Below are 19241 nucleotides of genomic sequence, written 5' to 3' on the forward strand. Positions count from 1 at the left end.
GAAGCTTTTTTGTTATTTATGATAATCCCAGAGGATCTTCCACTCCCCTTTTTCTTCTGCCACATAAATATCCTGATGCAGGCGGAAAAGGCCGTACTTTCCTTTGTATGTTTGAATCACAGTCGTTTGATAAACGGGCGATAGGGGTTTCGATCCTTTTTCCATCGTCCATTGATCGAGCTTCTTCAAATCTCCTATCACAAATTCAAAACTCTCCACACCGAAGTGGTTCATGAACACGTGTGCACGATCTTGTATGTAAGCCCCTTTTGTAAACTTCTCTTTCATTTGAGAGTGAAAAAGTTCCCACGAATCGGAAAATTTCCCTTGTTGTTCATGCACATAAAACTGCTCGATGGTACTTTCTGCACGCTGACCCGGTCGAGTCATGAAGAAAATGGTGAGGACAACCGCTAGGATAAGAACCACGACCAAAACAAAGATGAAAATCATAGGTGAACGGCTGCGCTTCATTATCATCCCTCCCCTACTTACCTTATGCATGGGGGTAGAAAAAAAGAAAAGCCTGACTCTTATTCGAGTCAGACTTCCATCATCAATACGGATCTGCTTCGTGTCCTTTATCCTGTGCTTGATCAACAGCATCAGTAGCTCCTGCACTTCCCATCGGAGAGCCTCCCTTTTTCGGCAGCTTTCCTTTAGTCGGAGTAATTTCACTGGCCATTTCTGCGTTCATGTCCCCTGCATTCATGCCGAGCCCTTCCGCTACTCGCTTTCCATAATCCTCGTCACATTGGGAGAAAAGAAAAATCATTTTCTTCTGGATGTGAGGCTGACATGGTTTCAGGGAAGTAACGAGGTTCATGATCAAATCGTCCCGTTCCCAGTCTTTGAAAAGGCGATAGCGCTCGCCGGCTTGCTTGAAATTGTTTTCTCGATCGATCGGTTCTTTCTTCAACTTGCCTTCCGCATAAGGCTGATGCGGTTTCGTTTTCGGTTCTGCTTCTTCCAAACCATTTAATGTCGAAGGTTCATAGTTCACATGTGGATTCGCGTCTTTCGGGCGGTCTGTAAAATAAGACATGCTGCCGCCTTCGTAGTTGGTCGCCACATGTTTTTTCGGTGCGTTTACCGGCAACTGCTGATAGTTCGCACCCACCCGGTAGCGCTGTGTACCGGAATAAGAGAACGTACGCCCTTGAAGCATTTTGTCATCGGAAAAGTCGAGCCCGTCCACAAGCACCCCTGTCCCGAAGGCTGCCTGCTCGATTTCGTTGAAGTGGTTGTCCGGATTTTTATTAAGCACCATTTTTCCTACTTTCAAAAATGGAAACTGATCCTCGGGCCAGATTTTCGTATCATCAAGTGGATCAAAATCGAGTTCCGGATTCTCATGATCCTCCATGATTTGAACACAAAGCTCCCACTCTGGAAAGTCCCCGCTTTCAATCGCTTCATACAAATCCTGCGTGGCATGATTGAAGTTTTCGCCCTGGATTTCGTTCGCCTCTTCCTGTGTCAGGTTTTTGATTCCGTGCTTTAGAGGCTCCCAGTGGTATTTGACGAGAACCGCTTCCCCTTCTTCATTCACCCAACGATACGTATTGACGCCAGATCCTTGCATCTGCCGGTAATTCGCCGGAATTCCCCACGGGGAGAAAAGGAATGTCACCATATGCATCGCCTCAGGCGTTTGACTGATGAAGTCAAAGATTCGCTCACTGTCCTGGATGTTTGTGACAGGGTCTGGCTTAAAGGAGTGAATCAAATCAGGAAACTTCATCGCATCACGGATGAAGAAAACCTTCAAGTTGTTTCCAACCAGATCCCAATTCCCATCTTCTGTATAAAACTTCACCGCAAACCCGCGCGGGTCACGCAATGTCTCTGGAGACCCAGCTGAATGCGTAACGGTGGAAAAACGCACGAGGACAGGGGTCTGTTTTCCAACACCAGAAAACACCTTCGCCCGCGTATATTTCTCCACAGGTTCCTCCCCTACTTTTCCATACGTCTCAAAATAACCGTGTGCCCCGGTACCGCGCGCGTGGACCACACGTTCAGGAACCCGTTCACGGTCAAAGTGTGAAATCTTTTCTATAAAATCATAGTTCTCAAGTGTCGCCGGCCCGCGATTGCCGACCGTACGCAAATTTTGGTTGGTGCGGACAGGATGGCCCTGTCTTGTCGTTAGGGTCTTTTCATTCTCATCTTCAGAAAAGCGCTTATCCTCCGTTCCTCCTGGTCCTTGTTCCTGTTTATCCATACTCTTTCCTCCTCTTTTATATAGGAAGAGTGTTTGCTGAGTTCAGGCTTTTTATTCCAATAGAGGAAATGGAACTTTGGTGGAAGGATATTAGCAGCTTTCGGGGTTTTATTAGCAACTTTCAGGATTATATTAGCGACTTTTAGAATTTTTCGGTGACTTTCTGACTTTTAAACTTTTATCAGTATCCCTACAAAAGAAAGGCTTAGAGCACTAAGCTCTAAGCCTTTAAAAGATTAACCTTCGATATAATCCTTCAACTGAGTAATTCGTTTACTCATGCTGCTCGGGCTAACATCATATTTCGTCGCTACGGCTTTCTTCGTCACCTTCTCAGGCTCTGTACGGAACTCGTCAGAAGTACGATAAATGTGTTCCAGCGCAGCAGAAACCACTTCCGGTTTACGGAATGTCGGATCTTCCGCCTGTTTATAAGAGAGCCAAGCTTCACGCAGTCTCTCGAAGGTTGGTTCGGTTTTAAGCTGATCGTCGACAAGGTCGAGCACTTCATCTTCCCCAGTTCCTAGTGCTTCGTTTTCAAGAGACCCTTGTTCTTCTGAGGATTCTTCAGCAACATTCATATACATCCAGGTTCTCAACTGCTCAATAAGGGTTGCCTGCAAGTAAGCATGAATCGATTCATATCCAGCCTGCTGGGATTTTTCCTCTACTGTCTGCTTGAAAGTTTGGTAGGATTCCTCATAGTTTGGAATCGCAAGCGGGACGAAATTGTAGATCGGCCCCCATTTCAGAACAACTCCAATCGCATACGGCATGTGAGAATAATTTTCTTCCTTCAATGGAATGCCGTCACGCTTCACTTCATATCTAAGACCGCTCCACACGTCTTCAACCGTGACGGTTTGGTCGTTCTGAACCTCCTGGATATGGAAAACACTGGCGAGTGGTGATTTCCACGCTTCCATCGATGCCAGGGTGGCTGGACGGACGATTTTGTCTTTTTTCTTTTCAAAGAATTCGTCGTAAAGCGTTGTGCCATCTTCCTGCTGTTCCATAAATACACCTTGAACCATACGGAAAGCCGCTTCTACTTCTTCCTCCTGCGTTTCACGCTCTTCGTTAGGCGTAACATTTGGATAGTTACGGTTCACATAGGCCATAAAGTGACTGTAATGGCTTTTCAGCTCTTCATGAAGGCTTGTGGATCCCACACCTTCCTCTGTTTTATTCATGCAGCATTTCTTATATTTCTTCCCACTTCCACATGGACATGGGTCATTTCTTTTTACCTTACTCATAAATATCCCTCTCTTAACTCTTAAACGTTCAACTCTACTAGAGTACCGAAGATTGAGCCAACATGCAAAAAATCAAGGAAAAAAGAAGGAGGAAATTATATACAGACCAGGTCATCCAATATTTGGATGACCTGGTCTTACATTAAATGGAAATATAAAACCACACTCAAACATCTCTTCTTAATGCGCTTAGTACATCGATGCGCGTGGCTTTTTTGGCTGGCTTAAGTCCGGACAGCATGGCCACACCGATACTGAGGGCCACACAGATCAGCGCTAAGTAAGGAGGGATGTAAGACAATTGGATAGCTTCTTCAATCGTCTGGTCGAAGACTTGCTGAATAACAAAAGGAAGCAGCAAATTAATTCCTACGCTTACTAGATAGGCAATGACAACTCCGACAAACGCCCCCATTAACCCGATATAGCCACTTTCCATCAGGAAGATGCTGCGGATCATTTTAGGATGGCCGCCGATGGCTTTCATGATGCCGATATCCTGCGTTCTTTCTGTAACTGCCATGGACATCGTATTGTAGATGCCGATTGAAGCAATCAATAAAGCGATTGTACCCACGACAATCAACCCGACTTTGACAACAGCAAATACAACATTGATCTGATCGAGTTCTTCCGTCACGGAGTAAATATGATAACCTTCATCTTTCAAGTTCTGAGAAAGCTGCTCCACCTGTTCCATGCTCCCTGCTATGACCTGGACATCACTATACACCCTGTCTTGGCCCTCGGACTGTAAGGTTGCCACCTCATCTGTTTTCATATCGGGGTGGATGGCAGCACCATAAGCCGTTCCTGTAAAAGCTTCAATATCACTCAACACAGCTTCAGAAATGTAGACATCGTTACTCACTTGCCAATCCCTCGCAGGTTCTTCCATGATCCCCACCACTTCAACAGGGAAGGTTTCGGTCACCCATTCATCATCCTTGTATTGTTCCACTTCAATTTCAATTGTTTTATTTAGTAATCCCTCATCCATCCGATACTCTTCTTTGACGAGACCATTTTGATTAAAGATCTGGTCCCCGGCATCTTCTTCACTCTTTTTATATAAAAGTTGATCCAGGTGGTATCCGATAAGGACTTCATTCTCTTCTTGCGGCATGCGGCCGGAGGATAAGTTCAACCCGGCTTCTTTTTCTGATTGGAAATCTACAACACTAACTGTTGAACCGCCTGCGTAGGCATCATAAATAATATCTGCTTCTGTCCTCAGCTGAATTTTGTGAGAGACAGCCTTAACGTTTTCCATGGATTGAAAGGTTTCAAGGTCCTCCTTAGTGATTTCAGGACTCTCCCCTTCACCCGCTGACTGTTTTCCATAAACCGTTACTTCCGTAATTGCACGGTCCTGCATAATGTCGTTAACGATGAACCGTTGGGCACCAAATCCAACAGATGCAAGGACGATAAGAAAAGCACACCCGATCGCTGTAGCAAGAATCGTCATAAAGACGCGTGATTTATTCTTCTTCATGTTCTGTCTTATAAACTTGAACCGGTCTTTCCATTTCATCGAAACGCCACCTCTCGATCTGCGGCTAAACGACCGTCCTCGAGACGGATGGTCCGATCAGCCATCTGCGCCACTTCTTCATCGTGAGTAATGATGACAAAGGTGATGTTCTCTTCTTTGTTCAATTTTTGAATAAAATCAAGCAGTTCTTTTTCAGTTTCCTGATCCAGGCTCCCCGTCGGTTCATCCGCTAGAATGATCGGTGGTTGGACAATAAGCGCTCTGGCAACGGATACCCTTTGCTGCTGTCCGCCGGATAATTCCGATGGGTAGTGCTCCTGATATTCGTTCAGTCCGACTTTATTCAGCATTTCATGGACTTGTTTCTCCCGCTCCTTTTCAGAAACACCTTTCATGACCAGCGGAAGTTCAATATTTTGATAGGCGGTCATACTCGGAATCAGTTGAAAGCTTTGAAAAATGAACCCCAGGTGATCGGATCGAAACTCTGCCCAATCAGACTCCTTGTATTTTGTCACCCTCTCATCAGCTATAAAAATATCGCCCTCCGTCGGTTTAATATAACCACTCATCAAGTTCAACAATGTCGATTTACCGGAACCACTCCGGCCTACAATCGATACAATCTCACCCTCTCTTACTTCAAGACTGATATCTCTTAAGACAGAAACTTCCTGTCTATTATTCTTTTTTCCTACAAAGAACGAATGAGATAACCTCTCCACTTTAATCATGATCATTTCTCCCTTCATGCTAACCTTTTACATACAAGACGAAAGAAACGACCTAAACATTTCATCTTTTTTATTACGCGGAAGAAAATTTGAAAGTAAGTCTCCTATTTCTATCTATTAATTAATTGGATGACGAATGTGACTCTCAGTCACATGTTAAAAAATGTAAGACCTGGTCACCCATAAAATGGGTGACCAGGTCTTACATTTTCTTACACATACTCACACTCCTAACACAAAAAAACCACAGCAGGAAGGTTAGCCTTCGAGCTGTGGTTTGATTTCTTTGGTGGAAGAGCGATATTTGATATCGAACGGGACGATGATCCGTTTCGCTGGCTCCTCTTTGTTTTTTACTTTTTCGATCAGACATTTGGCCGCCTGACTGCCGAGTCCATGAATGTGGATATCGACGGTCGTCAATGGAGGGCGGGTGATCTCCGATAAGTAAACATTGTTGAAACTGACGATCGAGATGTCGTCAGGTACACGTTTCCCGAATTCCTCCAGCATGTTCACCACACCGATACTCATGAGATCATCGGCAATCACAATACCTGTCGGTGGTTTCGGAAGGCCGAACAATTCATGCACCGCCTGTCGACCACCGGACTTTAAGAATTCTGTATGAATCCGGTACTCATCCAAGTACGGCAATTCAGCTTCTTGCAGCGCCAACTCATACCCACGCATACGATCAATGGTTACAATACGATCCTCGGAACCACCGATGAACGCAATGCATTCGTGTCCAATATCAATCAGGTGATTGGTAATTTCTTTGCCGGCCCGGATATTATCATTATCCACATGTGTAATTTCATCCACACGTGTCGCCGGTTTACCGACGATGACAAAAGGAAAATTCTGTTCCAGCAAGAATTCCATAATCGGATCGTCCACCTGTGAATAAAGAAGGATGATGCCATCTGTCCGGTTGCTGTACACCATGCGCTTGACAGCCTCAAGCATTTCTTCATCAGTTTCTCCTGTACATAAAAGCATAGAGTAATCAAGTTCATGAGCAACCGCACTGATTCCCCGCAAAACCTCAGGGAAGAAGGGGTTTTGGAGCGCTTTGTCTGCACTGGAGGGCATGACAACACCGAGCGATTGTGTCGAACGGTTCGCCAGGTTCCTCGCATTGGCATTCGGATGGTACCCCATCTCTTTCATGGCTTTCTTTACTCGCTTTTTCGTAGCCGGGCTGATTCTGGGATGGTCTGCAATCACACGGGACACGGTTGAAGGAGCTACCCCTGCCGCTTTGGCCACTTCTTTAATGGTTACCGCCATAACTTTCACCTTCTATTTCCATACTATGATCATTGTATCATGAGCACGCTTCCATCGATCTTTTATTAAAAAAGGAGAACCGGAGGGCTGCTCCGCTTCTCCTTCCATACATATGTCTTCAAGGTTATCCCTTCGTACCCCCTGCTGTCAATCCAGTAACAAAATATTTCTGCAAGGATAAGAACAGCAATGAAATCGGTACCGCAATCAATACAGAACCGGCAGCGAACAATGTAAATTCATTTCCGAACTGATCAGCAATCATTTCATAAAGTCCTACCGCAAGTGTGAATTTATCTTCCGAACGCAGCAGGATGCGGGCAAGGATAAAGTCTGTGAAAGGTGTAATGAAGGTAAACAGACAGATAACCGCAATCATCGGCTTGGCAAGAGGCATAACAATCTGCCAGAAAATACGGAAGTTCCCTGCACCGTCCATACGAGCGGACTCGTCCAGCTCTTTCGGAATAGTATCCAAATACCCTTTCATCAAATACGTATTCATCGGAATCGCTCCACCTGTGTAAACGAGAATCAACGCAAGGTGAGTATCAAGCAGTCCCGTCAAGTTCGCTAGTGCATAAATGGCGATCAAGGCAGCAAAGTTCGGGATCATTTGCAGAATCAAGAAGGTCATCAAACCATTTTTACGTCCTACAAAACGGAACCTTGAGAAAGAATACGCCGTCATACACACGAGTGCGACAGAGAAGAGCATGGTCAGAACACAGATTTTAATCGTGTTCCAATACCAGATCAGGTAGTCACTCTGAGCCGGATCGAACAACTCTTTATAGTGTTTCAATGTTGCATTTTCAGGAATGATTGAGGAACCTGACAAACTGTTCCCCGGGTTAAAGGAAGATCCGACAATCCATAGAATCGGGTATAGGATGATCGTGATCATAGCCAAAATCACAATGTACGAAAACGTCAGCTGTAACACGCGTTTGTTATTTTTCATATTACATCATATCCTCTTCTTGGAATGATTTCGTTCTTCTGAACTGCCACAAGGCTACGGTGATGACGATCAAGGACAGGATCATCGTAATCGCTGCTGCTTTTCCGTACTGGGCAGATGTCATCGTCAAGTTGTAGATCCAGGAAATCAAGATATCTGTTCCTCCCGCGTTCTGGTTAGGAACAGCCGGACCGCCTCCATTGAAGAGGAAGATGACATTAAAGTTGTTGAAGTTGAAGGTATACTGCGTAATCATGATCGGTGCTGTTGCATACAGCACGAGCGGAAGCGTAATGCTTTTGAACTTCTGGAAAATCGAAGCGCCATCGACATCCGCCGCTTCATACAATTCATTAGGAATCGACTGAAGAACACCGGTCACCATTGCAAAAATGAATGGGAAACCAAGCCACGTCTGGATCATAATCAAAGCGATTTTCGTGTACGTCGGATTTGTCAGCCACGGGATGTCTCCAAGTCCAAAGGCAGCCAGGATGTCACGGTTGATGGTTCCGAACGTTTCGTTGAACATTCCGGCGAAAACAAGAATGGATACGAACGCCGGTACCGCCCAAGGTAAAATGAAAATCGTACGGATCGTTTTTTGAAGAATGATTCCCTTCTGGTTCATTAATACGGCAAGGAAAATGCCGAGTGCAATTTGCAGTGTCGTAGCTCCAAACGTCCAAATAACCGTCCAGGCCAGTACACTGAAGAACGTATCACGCCAGATTGGGATATTGAAGATCTCAATAAAGTTCTGGAAACCGACCCAGTCCACGAGATTCGCAGGCGGTGAGTGATACAAGTCGTAGTTTGTAAATGATAATAAAACAACGAATAAGATCGGAAAAATAACGACGAAAACAAGCAGTAGGAATCCTGGTGTCATCATCAGGTAAGGGAATCCTCCACCTACCAGGTTTTGATACTGCTGCCTGACAGAGTTTGGTGCTTCGTTCAGGTCTCTTTGTTTTCCCACTTTAAAAGCATCTCTTAAGTTAAATGCATAGACGCCTAATCCCAGGATGGTCACGATCAGAGTTAATATTCCTTCTACAAGCAGCACGATGGAATGATCGTAATTGGGATCGGTTCCAAGCGTAAATAAGCCCCAAAATCCGAACTGTAACAAGTCGGAAAAGGCTATGAAAAAAGAGGCCATTAAAATGAAAAAAGCAGAACCTTTCAGCCACTGTTTGTTATAGAACTGTCCAAAACCAGGAATGATCGAGAGCGCTAAAGCAATCTTTCGATGATTGGTCATCCCATGAGGATTTTGTTTCTTATTTTTCTTCGATGGACGATGCTTTCCCTCATAGTTGGACTTCGGTTGACGTTCCCCCATGTTCAATCTCCTTTCTAACTATCCAGCACTTTTATAAGACTTCTTAATAGATGAGGAAAAGCCATACCCGACAGATGGGTATGGCTCTGCCCGATCTTAGTTTCCTGAGTGATTCAACTCAATTTGTGTTTTGATTGTTTCTTGCGCTTCCGTCAATGCTTCTTCCGGCTGAGCTTTACCTGTAGCTACTACTTGTAAAGCTTGTGCCATTGGCTCCCAAACTTCTCCCATTTGTGGAATGTTCGGCATTGGAACTGCGCGCTCAGATTGAACAGCAACCGCACGTGCTTTTTCGTTATCTGCAATGATTGGATCCTCAATCAATGATTTGACTGGGGGAATTTCATTGGTTTCTTCATAACGGATTTTCGCGTTTTCTTCGTTTGTGATCCACTCGATTAACTTTGTCGCCCACTCTTTATTTTCAGAAGCAGCAGACAAGTGCCAGCCTTTCACACCTACGAATGTTTGTGGATATTCACCATTCGGAAGCTTCGGTAATGGTGCCACACCATAGTCGATTCCCGCTTCGTTCAATGCCTGGTACGCCCATGGGCCGTCCATCATGGCAGCCACGTTACCTTCTTGGAAAAGGCCGTCTTTCGCAGAACCGCCACTTTCACCAACGATTCCGGATGGGAAGACTTCCTCATACCATTTTTGGATGTACTGGGCACCTTCAACAGCGCCTTCGTTACTCAAACCAAGGTCTTGAGGATTCAAAGCTCCACCTTCTTCACCGAATACATATCCACCGTAACCAGCCATGATGGAGTTTCCGAAGTAGAAGTTATCCCATAGAGCTAAGAAACCGTATTGGTCACCATTATTGAATTCTTTCGAGAACTCGAATAGTTCATCAAAGTTTTCAGGTACTTCTGTCATATGTTCTTTGTTATAAATGAAAACCGGAGTTTCTGTAGATTTTGGAAGTCCATAAAGGCTTCCATCGTATGTTTGTGCCTGAATAGAAGCTTCTGTGTAAAGATCTGTCACAGAACTGTCCACTTCAATCGGAGAAAGCAGTCCTTCAATAGCCATTTGACCGATCTGATCATGTGGCAATGTCAATACGTCAGGGCCTGTCCCAGCCGGTCCATCAAGACGAAGCTGTTCACCCATTTTCGACGCCATATCCAACTCTTTGAATTCTACTTCAATGCCATGTTCCTCTTCGAAACTAGCAATGGCAGGCTCAAGGCCGACACCTTTTTCTTTATCTTCCCAAACGACCAGCTTTTCAGGTTTTTCAGGCATGCCGTCTTCTGCAGATTCAGAAGATGTATCATCACTGCCGGATTCCCCTCCACTCGCTTCTTCTTCACGATCCGGCGCACACGCAGCCAGCATCGCAACCGTAAGAAAAGCGATAAACAATAAGCTCAACCACTTTTTCATACTTAACTCCCCCTAATAGTTTCCTAATGGATATGTTACGCAATCTCAGTGAAACCGATTGCACACATCTTGATTCTAATTATACAAACTAATAATAGATTTGCAAGCGTTTTCTTATAAAATATAAAAATACCTCTCGCTATCTATAACAGTAAGTTAACGCTTTCACATTTTCATTGACTTCCCTCCATTTCTTCTATAGTTTTATTTAATATAAACGGATATTTATGTGCAAACGCTTGTTCAGAAAGGATGTAGAAACATGTTCAAAGAAGCTGTCTATCACAGACCGAAGAATAACTATGCATACGCGTATGATGAGAAGACCATCCACATACGGTTACGAACGAAGAAAGAGGATGTGGAGACTGTCCAGCTCATTCACGGAGACCCATACAACTGGGCGGATGGACACTGGCAGGCCGAACAGAAACCGATGGAAAAGTCCGGTTCTGATGAACTTTTCGACTATTGGTTTGCAACGTTAGAACCTCCCTATCGCAGACTCCGCTACTCCTTTTTACTAGAAGACGGAAAAGAGCAAACCGTCTTTACTGAAAAAGGCTTTTATGATGACGTTCCATTAGACGATACAGCCTACCACTTCTGCTTCCCGTTCCTGAACAGCATCGACGTCTTTCAGGCGCCTTCATGGGTGAAAGATACGATATGGTATCAAATTTTCCCCGAACGGTTTGCCAACGGAGATTCCTCTCTGGATCCTGAAGGGACCTTAGCATGGGGGAGCACAAAACCGACCCCAACAAACTTTTTCGGTGGAGATTTCCAAGGGGTGATCGATCACCTGGATCATCTTGAGAAGCTCGGCATCAACGGCATTTATTTCACTCCGATATTCAAAGCTCATTCCAATCATAAATATGACACGATCGACTATATGGAGATTGATCCCCAATTCGGTGATAAAGAAACCTTCCGTAAGCTCGTGAAAGCATGTCATGAACGAGGGATCCGGGTCATGCTGGACGCTGTCTTCAATCACAGCGGTTATTACTTTGAACCCTTTCAGGACGTGTTGAAAAATGGGATCGATTCCGAGTATGCGGACTGGTTCCATTTAAGAGAAGACAAAGTCGTCACAGAGCCGCTCCCGAACTACGATACTTTCGCTTATGTGTCCAGCATGCCGAAGCTCAATACGGAGAATCCTGAGGTAAAAGATTATCTCCTGAAAGTCGCTCGCTATTGGATTGAAGAATTTGATATTGATGGATGGCGGCTGGATGTGGCGAATGAGGTAGACCATGCTTTCTGGAGAGAATTCCGTGAAACCGTCAAGGAAGCAAAGGCGGACGCTTATATCCTCGGTGAAATTTGGCATGACTCTATGCCATGGCTGCAGGGAGATCAGTTTGATGCCGTCATGAACTACCCGTTCACCAACGCAGTCATCGACTTTTTTGCCAAGAAGAAAATAGGAATGGAGCAATTCAAGAATGTGTTGTCCTATGTCCAGCATATGTATCCTGTATCGGTCAATGAGGTCGCGTTCAACCTGCTGGACAGCCACGATACACCTAGAGTCCTGACCTATGCCGATGGAGATAAACGAGCGGCTCAATTGATGTATCTTTTCCAGCTCTCTTATGAAGGGACACCATGCATTTATTATGGAGATGAAATCGGAATGACGGGCGGCGAAGACCCTGGCTGCCGTAAATGTATGATCTGGGATGAAGAGAACCAGGATGAGGAGTTGTTTGCCTTTATACAAAAGCTGATTAGGCTTCGAAAATCCGAGCCTGCCTTTGGAAATGACGGGCGTTTTTCTTTTGTGGATTACGGCAAGAATCTCCTGGCTTACGAAAAGCATTCAGACGAGCAGTCCTTATTGTTCCTGATCAACCCTACATCCGATTCCATTTCGATAGAGGGCTCTTCATCATCCAGAGTCGTAGACCAGGACCATCAGACGACGGTAAATGCTGAAAAAGCCATGGTAAGTCCGTACGGCTATTTAATTGTAGAGAAAAAGTAATGTAGAGGAGTCTATCCATGACTCAAACTAAAAAAATGACGCTGTTCGCCCTCACATGGCCGATCTTCGTTGAAGTTCTGCTCCATATGTTAATGGGCAACGCGGATACACTCATGCTCAGTCAGTACTCCGATGATGCCGTAGCGGCTGTTGGCGTATCCAACCAAATTCTCTCCGTTGTCATCGTCATGTTCGGATTCGTCGCGACAGGGGCCGCCATTTTAGTCGCGCAAAATCTCGGAGCTGAACAAAAGAAAGAGGCAGGGAGCATATCTGTCACCTCCCTCAGTGTCAACTTGTGGTTCTCTCTTCTTCTCAGCTTCGGCCTGTTCTTATTCAGTGAACAGATTCTGAATGTGATGGATCTGCCTTCCTCTTTGATGGGAGACGCCACTGAATACATGAACATTGTCGGCGGACTTATTTTTGTCCAGGCAATGCTGATGACGATTGGAGCGCTTTTAAGAAGCTATGGTCACACGAAAGATCCCATGTATGTCACGATTGGCATGAATATCTTAAATGTCATCGGCAACTACTTTGTCATTTTCGGTCCATTCGGTCTTCCCGTATTTGGAGTAGAGGGTGTCGCTTATGTAACGGCGGTTTCAAGGGCATTCGGCTTTCTCGTTCTCCTAGTGCTGCTCATTAAGCGTGTATCCGGGGATCTGCCATGGCGATCTTTTTATCACTATGAAAAAGCACATATAAAGAACCTGCTTCATATCGGTGTCCCGTCCGCCGGTGAGCAGCTTTCCTACAATGCCAGTCAGATGGTCATCACCTATTTTGTTGCCCAAATGGGAGCGACTGCGATTACGACGAAAGTCTATGCCCAAAACCTGATGATGTTCATTTTCTTATGCTCCATCGCCATCGGACAGGGAACGCAGATATTAATCGGCCATCATATCGGCGCTAAAGAGACGGAGAAAGCTTACCGTCAATGTATTCGGAGCTTGCAGTTAGCCATTGTGATTTCTCTATCCGTTGCGGTTGTCTTCTATTTTTCCAGTGACTTTTTGCTGGGACTCTTTACTGAAGACAGGACCATTTTAGCTACAGGCGGAACCTTATTGCTGCTGACTGTTCTGCTGGAGCCTGGACGAGCCTTCAACCTCGTTGTCATCAACTCCCTGAGAGCTGCCGGCGACGTGCGCTTCCCTGTCATCGTCGGTATTTTATCCATGTGGGGCATTCAGGTGACGATTGGCTGGATTTTTGGCATCCACTTTGCTTACGGACTGATTGGAATCTGGATCGGGTTTATCGCCGATGAATGGCTGCGCGGCGTCCTTATGCTGCGAAGGTGGAAATCGAGAGTATGGCTGAAGAAATCTTTTGTCACACCAAATGAAAAAGCGCACAGTCAAGCCAATACAAGCTGACTGTGCGCTTTCTTATTTTTTGATGATACAAATGGATATAATTGGTGTACCAGGTCATACATAAAATGGAAGTTCAAATCATCTCGGTGCCTTTACTCCTTCACTAAGATTGCTTGAGAAGGTTCTTAGTTTGTTCATATCGGAGACGTCTTCTTCAAATAGTGGGATTTGAATTAACTGCTGCTCTTTGAATTTATCTCTAATCTCCTCAAGATAGGTTCCTTCCTGTTTTCGCCTCTTTGCAAGAAATTCCCCGTCTGCGTAATCGGGCAGCACTTTATTGATGATGAGTGTTTGAACCATCAAGTCATGCTGTTTCAATTTACGAATTGCCTGCTGGGTCTCAAGGATTGGAAGCCGCTCCGGAATCAATACAAATACAAATCCCGTTTGAGCAGGATCCAAAATCACTTCCCTTACGGCAGCAAATTTCTCCTTCCTTCGTTGCAGCACATCGTAAATCGGGTCATCGACCGGATCACCATCATTCAACAACTGCGTGTAGTTGTCATTAATCTTTTTCCTACGTTCGAGCATTCCATCAATCCAAACACTCATGAGCTCTGGCAGCGTCAATAAGCGGATGGTATGCCCTGTCGGAGCTGTATCAAATACAATCTTGTCAAAATGCTCGGATTCTTCCAGAATAATAGAAATGAGGCGGTCAAACAGAGCCGCTTCATCCGCCCCCGGAGATGCACTTGCCATATCGATCTGCCTGTGAACCTCTTCGACCATTTTTGATTTCACAAGCCCTTCCAAATTGTCCTTTACACCTGCAATATATCGTTTGGACTCATGAACGGGATCGATTTCAATTCCCCAGAGGTTTTCCATTAGGATTGTCTTCTCGTGATTAACTTTTTCGTGAAAGATATCCCCAAGGTTATGGGCAGGATCTGTTGATACGACAAGAGTACGATGTCCTTCTTTCGCAAACGCCACAGCAAGTGCAGCAGAGGATGTCGATTTTCCTACGCCTCCTTTTCCTCCTACAAAAATAACTTTGTTCTTATGCAAGCCTTCCATTCTATTTCCTCCTCTAACAACAACGAATGCCATCGAGCGGAGACTTTTCCATCCCCATACGCAAATGCCAGTCGTGGAACTTTTCTATGATGTGCGGATATAGCTCTAACGTATAATAAAAAGCTGGATTCGGGATCCCTAACATGTCTGAGTACACAAGAAGTAAAAAGAGATCATCCTCATCCCTCAGTTCTCTGGCAATTTCCTGCTTGTGAGGGAGGCTTAACACTTCATCATAAAACTCAAATAACCGCTTTAACGAAAACTTTTTCTCCATGCCTCTCCCTCCTTATTTTCAACCCATTTACCATTAATGAACAAGCTGTTGTATCGCATTCGAAAAAAGATTGACCGTAACGCACTCCAAATAGATACATGTCCCCGTTTTACGTGTTTCATAAAATAAACAAGAATAGCCAGGAGATTCCTTGGATCTACATAATCCACATGAACCCCTTCGCTCTGGTTCTCTCTATACCACTCCCCTAACTTTTCCCTGTCCGGATCGTGGTGCTTAAACTCATCTTTCATGTTAATGAAACCATCGTCATCGCTGCATATTCCCCCACAGCATCCCATGCCAATTTCCTTCTCAGGACGTATGATCATGATTTCTTTCATGGAGTTGATGCTCCTTTCAAGGAAAAAGAAAGCCGACAAATGCCGGCTTCCTTTTAAGATTACGCACTTTTCTCAATAGAATCGTCACGATTCCCTGCTATGGCAGAAAACGCTGTAATGAGAATCCAGAAGGTAAAGACAAGGATGATGGCACCGAAAGTAAACAGCATCCAGTCACTTCCTTCATTCCATGGCGCCCACTCGGTCACCACTTGATCAATCATGGCCCACAACGTCATAAACATGAGGAAGACCATTGGAATGATTGTTGGCAGATAGTTTCGTCCTTGACGTTTCAACCAAATGGAAACGAGCAGTAAACTGATTCCTGCCAGAAGCTGGTTTGAGGTCCCGAATAAAGGCCAAAGCAAGTATCCACCAGAACCGAACCCTTTAGGGCCCTGAGGAATTAACGTCAAAGCCGCACTGGAAACCACAGCGACTGTTGTCGCCACATGCGTTTTCGTAAGAGGCGTGACTTTATATTCCGTACCAAGTTCCGCGATGATATAACGCATCAAACGAACAGAAGAGTCTAAGGTCGTTGCGGCAAAACTGACGACGATGACGGAAACAATCGTTGCTGCGACAGATGCCGGAATACCAAGTCCGGAAGCAAGCTGTCCTGCGCCCTGGATAAAGACGCCCAGTCCCGCACCACTCGCCGCAGTAAATCCGCTGTACGTTGCTGAAAATTCACCGGCTGTGGGGAAAAAGGTGACAACAGCGATAATCGCTACGAGAGCCAAAGCCCCTTCACCGACTGACCCTAAATAACCGACAAAACGCGCATCTGTTTCCTTATTCAATTGTTTAGAAGACGTTCCTGACGACACAAGACCGTGAAAACCGGAGATCGCTCCACAGGCAATCGTAATGAAAAGTAACGGGAACCAGGACGTATCCGCCGAAGCGTTCGTCACAGGTGCCGTAATTTCAGGGTTTGTGAAAAGCAGACCCAGGTAAAGAAGACCAAGTCCAACAATTAGCTGATGCGAGTTGATGTAGTCTCTCGGCTGCAACAGCTTCCAAACCGGCAAAGTGGACGCGATATACACGTACACCATCAACACGACAATCCATACGAAGAAAGCCATGGACGTTGCATTCAAACCAAATAATGTCGAAGCACCTTCCCCACCGAAATAACGGACAAGGTCGATTTGCAGGGCAGGCACATAGCTCGCAACAATGGCTGCTAAGTACATGACCGCAAGCGCCACAATGGAAGGAAGCAGCATATTGCCCTGCTTTTTATACACACTGTAGCCGATCCAAACAGCCAGCGGAATTTGGATGAAAACAGATAATACACTCGCAGGGAATGAAATGAATAGATTCGCAATAACCCAGGCAAAGACCGCGTTTACCATTAAAACAAGTAGTAAAATGATAAATAAAAACAACACTTTCGCTTTTTGACCGATCAACTTACTGGCAAGCGTTCCGATGGATTGTCCTTTATTTCTGACTGACAAAACAAGCGTACCGAAATCATGAACCCCGGCAGCAAATACAGTTCCTAGCAATACCCAAAGCACAGCCGGCAGCCAGCCCCAGTAGACAGCAATCGCTGGTCCGACAATCGGAGCCGCTCCTGCGACAGAAGTGAAATGGTGTCCCCATAATACAAACTTATTCGTTGGGACAAAGTCCACACCGTCCTTATACTGATGGGCGGGTGTTACATAATTCGGATCGAGACGATAGATCTTCTCGGCAATGAATTTTGAATAATACCGATAACCTAGAAAAAAGATGAGACCTCCAACAACAGCTAACCAAATCCCACTCACAAAAACCCTCCTCAATCTACAAAAATATGTATGCGTTTACATTTAAATGTATTATATATTACTTTCTATTCCGAATTCAATGCGATATACAGATTTTTCTGAAAATAATAAATATGAATGAGGTACGTACGCCTATTCTTTTTCCTCCATTATATAGAAGAAATGATGCAGGAATATAAGCTGGGGTAATGGTAAATATCCTCTCATTCAATTTGAATGCCCATTTTTATCCATTAAAGAAGGTCTAAATACCTTTTCAACGCAGGGACTTGGGAATATCCGTTCGTAAAACCTCCTTAACAAGCCTCAAATCATAGCAACTATCCCAACCCGCATTTTGAAGGAAAACAGCAAAAATGACAGAATTATTAGAATATAAACTTTTAAGGAGGAATACATTTGAAGTTCAAAAAACTAGCAACATTATCACTGGCCGCCACACTGGCCTTCCTGCCGACAACAGGGCAGGTATTCGCTGATTCCAAACCGGAGTCATTGAACAAAGTCAACGTACAGGAAGACAAAGGAGAGTTCGTAAAAGGAGAAGTTGTGGTTAAGTTCAAAAATGGGAAGTCTTTGAACAAGCAACAAATGAAGGCATTCGGAGCAAAAGAAGTGACAGCAGAACGATCTTTCGTAGATTCTAAGGTAAAAGTACTTAAAGTCGGAAACGTAGAAGCTGTAGCAAAAGCACTGAGCAAAAATCCAAATGTGGAATATGCAGAACCAAACTACGTTTTCGAAGCAACATGGACGCCAAATGATACTTACTATCGTGGATACCAGTACGGTCCACAAAACACAGACACAGAAGCGGCATGGGATATTACCCGCGGAAGCAGCAGCCAGGAAATTGCCATCATCGACTCCGGTGTCGACTACAATCACCCGGACCTTGATGGAAAAACAATCAAAGGCTATGACTTCGTCGATAACGATTATGATCCAATGGACTTAAATAACCACGGAACACACGTGGCAGGAACTGCAGCTGCAGAAACGAATAACGGTTCAGGTGTTGCAGGTATGGCACCAAACACGAAAATCCTTGCCGTCCGTGCTCTTGATGCAAACGGTAGCGGTTCTTTGTACGACATTGCAGATGCGATCCGTTATTCTGCTGACGTAGGCGCTGAAGTCATCAACCTATCTCTTGGTTGTAACTGTGACACGCAAACACTTGAAGATGCCGTAAACTACGCCTGGAACAAAGGATCAGTAGTCATCGCCGCTGCAGGTAACGATGGCGTATCCACAACTTTCGAACCTGCTTCCTATGACAACGTCATCGCTGTTGGTGCAGTAAACAGCAACAACAACAAGGCTTCCTTCTCAAACTATGGAACATGGGTAGATGTGACAGCTCCTGGTGTCAACATCGCTTCCACTGTACCTAACAGAGGATATGCCTACATGTCCGGTACATCCATGGCCTCCCCTCACGTAGCCGGATTAGCTGGATTGCTTGCGGCTCAAGGTCGTTCCAACAGCAACATCCGTGCAGCTATCGAACAAACAGCTGACCCTATTTATGGTACCGGCTACTACTTCGAACACGGTGTCATCAACTCTTATGATGCTGTAAACTATTAATCTAAAAAAAGCGGCCCCCGGCCGCTTTTTTAGTTTCACAATAGCTCCCGTTTGTGGAAGACTCAGTTTCGAGATGTTTGTGTCATTCTAG

General features: G+C 45.0%; 16 protein-coding genes. 3 read left to right on the forward strand and 13 right to left on the reverse strand.

All coding sequences use genetic code 11. From position 1 onward, the window contains the following. Nucleotides 1-12: 12 nt before the first annotated feature. From J0K78_RS16755 to J0K78_RS16795, 9 genes are all read right to left on the reverse strand, one after another. The gene (locus J0K78_RS16755) at nt 13-474 is read right to left on the reverse strand and encodes a hypothetical protein (RefSeq protein ID WP_206948083.1); all 462 of its coding nucleotides are present in this window, start codon (nt 472-474) and stop codon (nt 13-15) included. 82 nt (nt 475-556) lie between these two features. Beyond that, nucleotides 557-2227 (reverse strand): catalase, encoded by a 1671-nt coding sequence (locus J0K78_RS16760; protein WP_206948085.1) that lies wholly within the window; start codon nt 2225-2227, stop codon nt 557-559. A 236-nt stretch (nt 2228-2463) separates the two neighbouring features. Beyond that, nucleotides 2464-3486, reverse strand: coding sequence for an SEC-C metal-binding domain-containing protein (locus J0K78_RS16765; RefSeq protein ID WP_206948086.1), 1023 nt, complete (start codon nt 3484-3486; stop codon nt 2464-2466). Nucleotides 3487-3652: 166 nt separating this feature from the next. Next, on the reverse strand, nt 3653-5023 hold the full coding sequence (locus J0K78_RS16770; protein WP_206948088.1) for an ABC transporter permease: 1371 nt from the start codon (nt 5021-5023) through the stop codon (nt 3653-3655). Next, nucleotides 5020-5718, reverse strand: coding sequence for an ABC transporter ATP-binding protein (locus tag J0K78_RS16775; RefSeq protein ID WP_206948090.1), 699 nt, complete (start codon nt 5716-5718; stop codon nt 5020-5022). The genes J0K78_RS16770 and J0K78_RS16775 overlap by 4 nt, the downstream gene beginning before the upstream one ends. A gap of 258 nt (nt 5719-5976) precedes the next feature. Next, on the reverse strand, nt 5977-7014 hold the full coding sequence (locus J0K78_RS16780; protein WP_206948092.1) for a LacI family DNA-binding transcriptional regulator: 1038 nt from the start codon (nt 7012-7014) through the stop codon (nt 5977-5979). Nucleotides 7015-7138: 124 nt separating this feature from the next. Beyond that, entirely contained in the window at nt 7139-7978 is an 840-nt protein-coding gene (locus J0K78_RS16785; protein WP_160911396.1) for a sugar ABC transporter permease, read from the reverse strand. A gap of 1 nt (nt 7979) precedes the next feature. Further along, complete coding sequence (locus tag J0K78_RS16790; protein ID WP_206948138.1) at nt 7980-9245, reverse strand: carbohydrate ABC transporter permease; 1266 nt, start codon at nt 9243-9245, stop codon at nt 7980-7982. 177 nt (nt 9246-9422) lie between these two features. Further along, nucleotides 9423-10724: an extracellular solute-binding protein gene (locus J0K78_RS16795; protein WP_206948094.1), complete on the reverse strand. Its 1302-nt coding sequence runs from the start codon at nt 10722-10724 to the stop codon at nt 9423-9425. A 262-nt stretch (nt 10725-10986) separates the two neighbouring features. Here J0K78_RS16795 and J0K78_RS16800 point away from each other — a divergent pair, with 262 nt between their 5' ends. Next, complete coding sequence (locus tag J0K78_RS16800) at nt 10987-12723, forward strand: glycoside hydrolase family 13 protein (RefSeq protein WP_206948095.1); 1737 nt, start codon at nt 10987-10989, stop codon at nt 12721-12723. Between the two features lie 17 nt (nt 12724-12740). After that, the gene (locus tag J0K78_RS16805; RefSeq protein ID WP_206948097.1) at nt 12741-14111 is read left to right on the forward strand and encodes an MATE family efflux transporter; all 1371 of its coding nucleotides are present in this window, start codon (nt 12741-12743) and stop codon (nt 14109-14111) included. Nucleotides 14112-14189: 78 nt separating this feature from the next. Here J0K78_RS16805 and J0K78_RS16810 read toward each other — a convergent pair whose 3' ends face one another. From J0K78_RS16810 to J0K78_RS16825, 4 genes are read right to left on the reverse strand one after another with little or no spacing between them, the layout of a single operon-like run. Then, nucleotides 14190-15140: an ArsA family ATPase gene (locus J0K78_RS16810; protein ID WP_206948099.1), complete on the reverse strand. Its 951-nt coding sequence runs from the start codon at nt 15138-15140 to the stop codon at nt 14190-14192. A gap of 13 nt (nt 15141-15153) precedes the next feature. Then, on the reverse strand, nt 15154-15417 hold the full coding sequence (locus J0K78_RS16815) for a cory-CC-star protein (protein WP_089651275.1): 264 nt from the start codon (nt 15415-15417) through the stop codon (nt 15154-15156). Next, entirely contained in the window at nt 15396-15761 is a 366-nt protein-coding gene (locus J0K78_RS16820; RefSeq protein ID WP_206948102.1) for a hypothetical protein, read from the reverse strand. Before J0K78_RS16820 ends, J0K78_RS16815 begins: the two co-directional genes overlap by 22 nt. Nucleotides 15762-15820: 59 nt before the next feature. Continuing rightward, nucleotides 15821-17557, reverse strand: a complete 1737-nt coding sequence (locus tag J0K78_RS16825) for a carbon starvation CstA family protein (RefSeq protein ID WP_206948104.1) — start codon at nt 17555-17557, stop codon at nt 15821-15823. 399 nt (nt 17558-17956) lie between these two features. On the opposite strand from J0K78_RS16825, the gene J0K78_RS16830 reads away from it, so the two are divergent. Then, complete coding sequence (locus tag J0K78_RS16830) at nt 17957-19150, forward strand: S8 family peptidase (RefSeq protein ID WP_242517934.1); 1194 nt, start codon at nt 17957-17959, stop codon at nt 19148-19150. Nucleotides 19151-19241: the final 91 nt, after the last annotated feature.

Source organism: Halobacillus sp. GSS1, from assembly GCF_017307035.1.
Classification (GTDB): Bacteria; Bacillota; Bacilli; order Bacillales; family Halobacillaceae; genus Halobacillus; species Halobacillus litoralis.

What these genes read in the sequence shown, in the direction of transcription:
- J0K78_RS16780 (WP_206948092.1), bottom strand. Translation starts at nt 7,014, where the DNA reads ATGGCGGTAACCATTAAAGAAGTGGCCAAAGCGGCAGGGGTAGCTCCT.
- J0K78_RS16785 (WP_160911396.1), bottom strand. Translation starts at nt 7,978, where the DNA reads ATGAAAAATAACAAACGCGTGTTACAGCTGACGTTTTCGTACATTGTG.
- J0K78_RS16810 (WP_206948099.1), bottom strand. Translation starts at nt 15,140, where the DNA reads ATGGAAGGCTTGCATAAGAACAAAGTTATTTTTGTAGGAGGAAAAGGA.
- J0K78_RS16815 (WP_089651275.1), bottom strand. Translation starts at nt 15,417, where the DNA reads ATGGAGAAAAAGTTTTCGTTAAAGCGGTTATTTGAGTTTTATGATGAA.
- J0K78_RS16755 (WP_206948083.1), bottom strand. Translation starts at nt 474, where the DNA reads ATGAAGCGCAGCCGTTCACCTATGATTTTCATCTTTGTTTTGGTCGTG.
- J0K78_RS16800 (WP_206948095.1), top strand. Translation starts at nt 10,987, where the DNA reads ATGTTCAAAGAAGCTGTCTATCACAGACCGAAGAATAACTATGCATAC.
- J0K78_RS16805 (WP_206948097.1), top strand. Translation starts at nt 12,741, where the DNA reads ATGACTCAAACTAAAAAAATGACGCTGTTCGCCCTCACATGGCCGATC.
- J0K78_RS16770 (WP_206948088.1), bottom strand. Translation starts at nt 5,023, where the DNA reads ATGAAATGGAAAGACCGGTTCAAGTTTATAAGACAGAACATGAAGAAG.
- J0K78_RS16775 (WP_206948090.1), bottom strand. Translation starts at nt 5,718, where the DNA reads ATGATTAAAGTGGAGAGGTTATCTCATTCGTTCTTTGTAGGAAAAAAG.
- J0K78_RS16820 (WP_206948102.1), bottom strand. Translation starts at nt 15,761, where the DNA reads ATGAAAGAAATCATGATCATACGTCCTGAGAAGGAAATTGGCATGGGA.
- J0K78_RS16765 (WP_206948086.1), bottom strand. Translation starts at nt 3,486, where the DNA reads ATGAGTAAGGTAAAAAGAAATGACCCATGTCCATGTGGAAGTGGGAAG.
- J0K78_RS16790 (WP_206948138.1), bottom strand. Translation starts at nt 9,245, where the DNA reads ATGACCAATCATCGAAAGATTGCTTTAGCGCTCTCGATCATTCCTGGT.
- J0K78_RS16795 (WP_206948094.1), bottom strand. Translation starts at nt 10,724, where the DNA reads ATGAAAAAGTGGTTGAGCTTATTGTTTATCGCTTTTCTTACGGTTGCG.
- J0K78_RS16760 (WP_206948085.1), bottom strand. Translation starts at nt 2,227, where the DNA reads ATGGATAAACAGGAACAAGGACCAGGAGGAACGGAGGATAAGCGCTTT.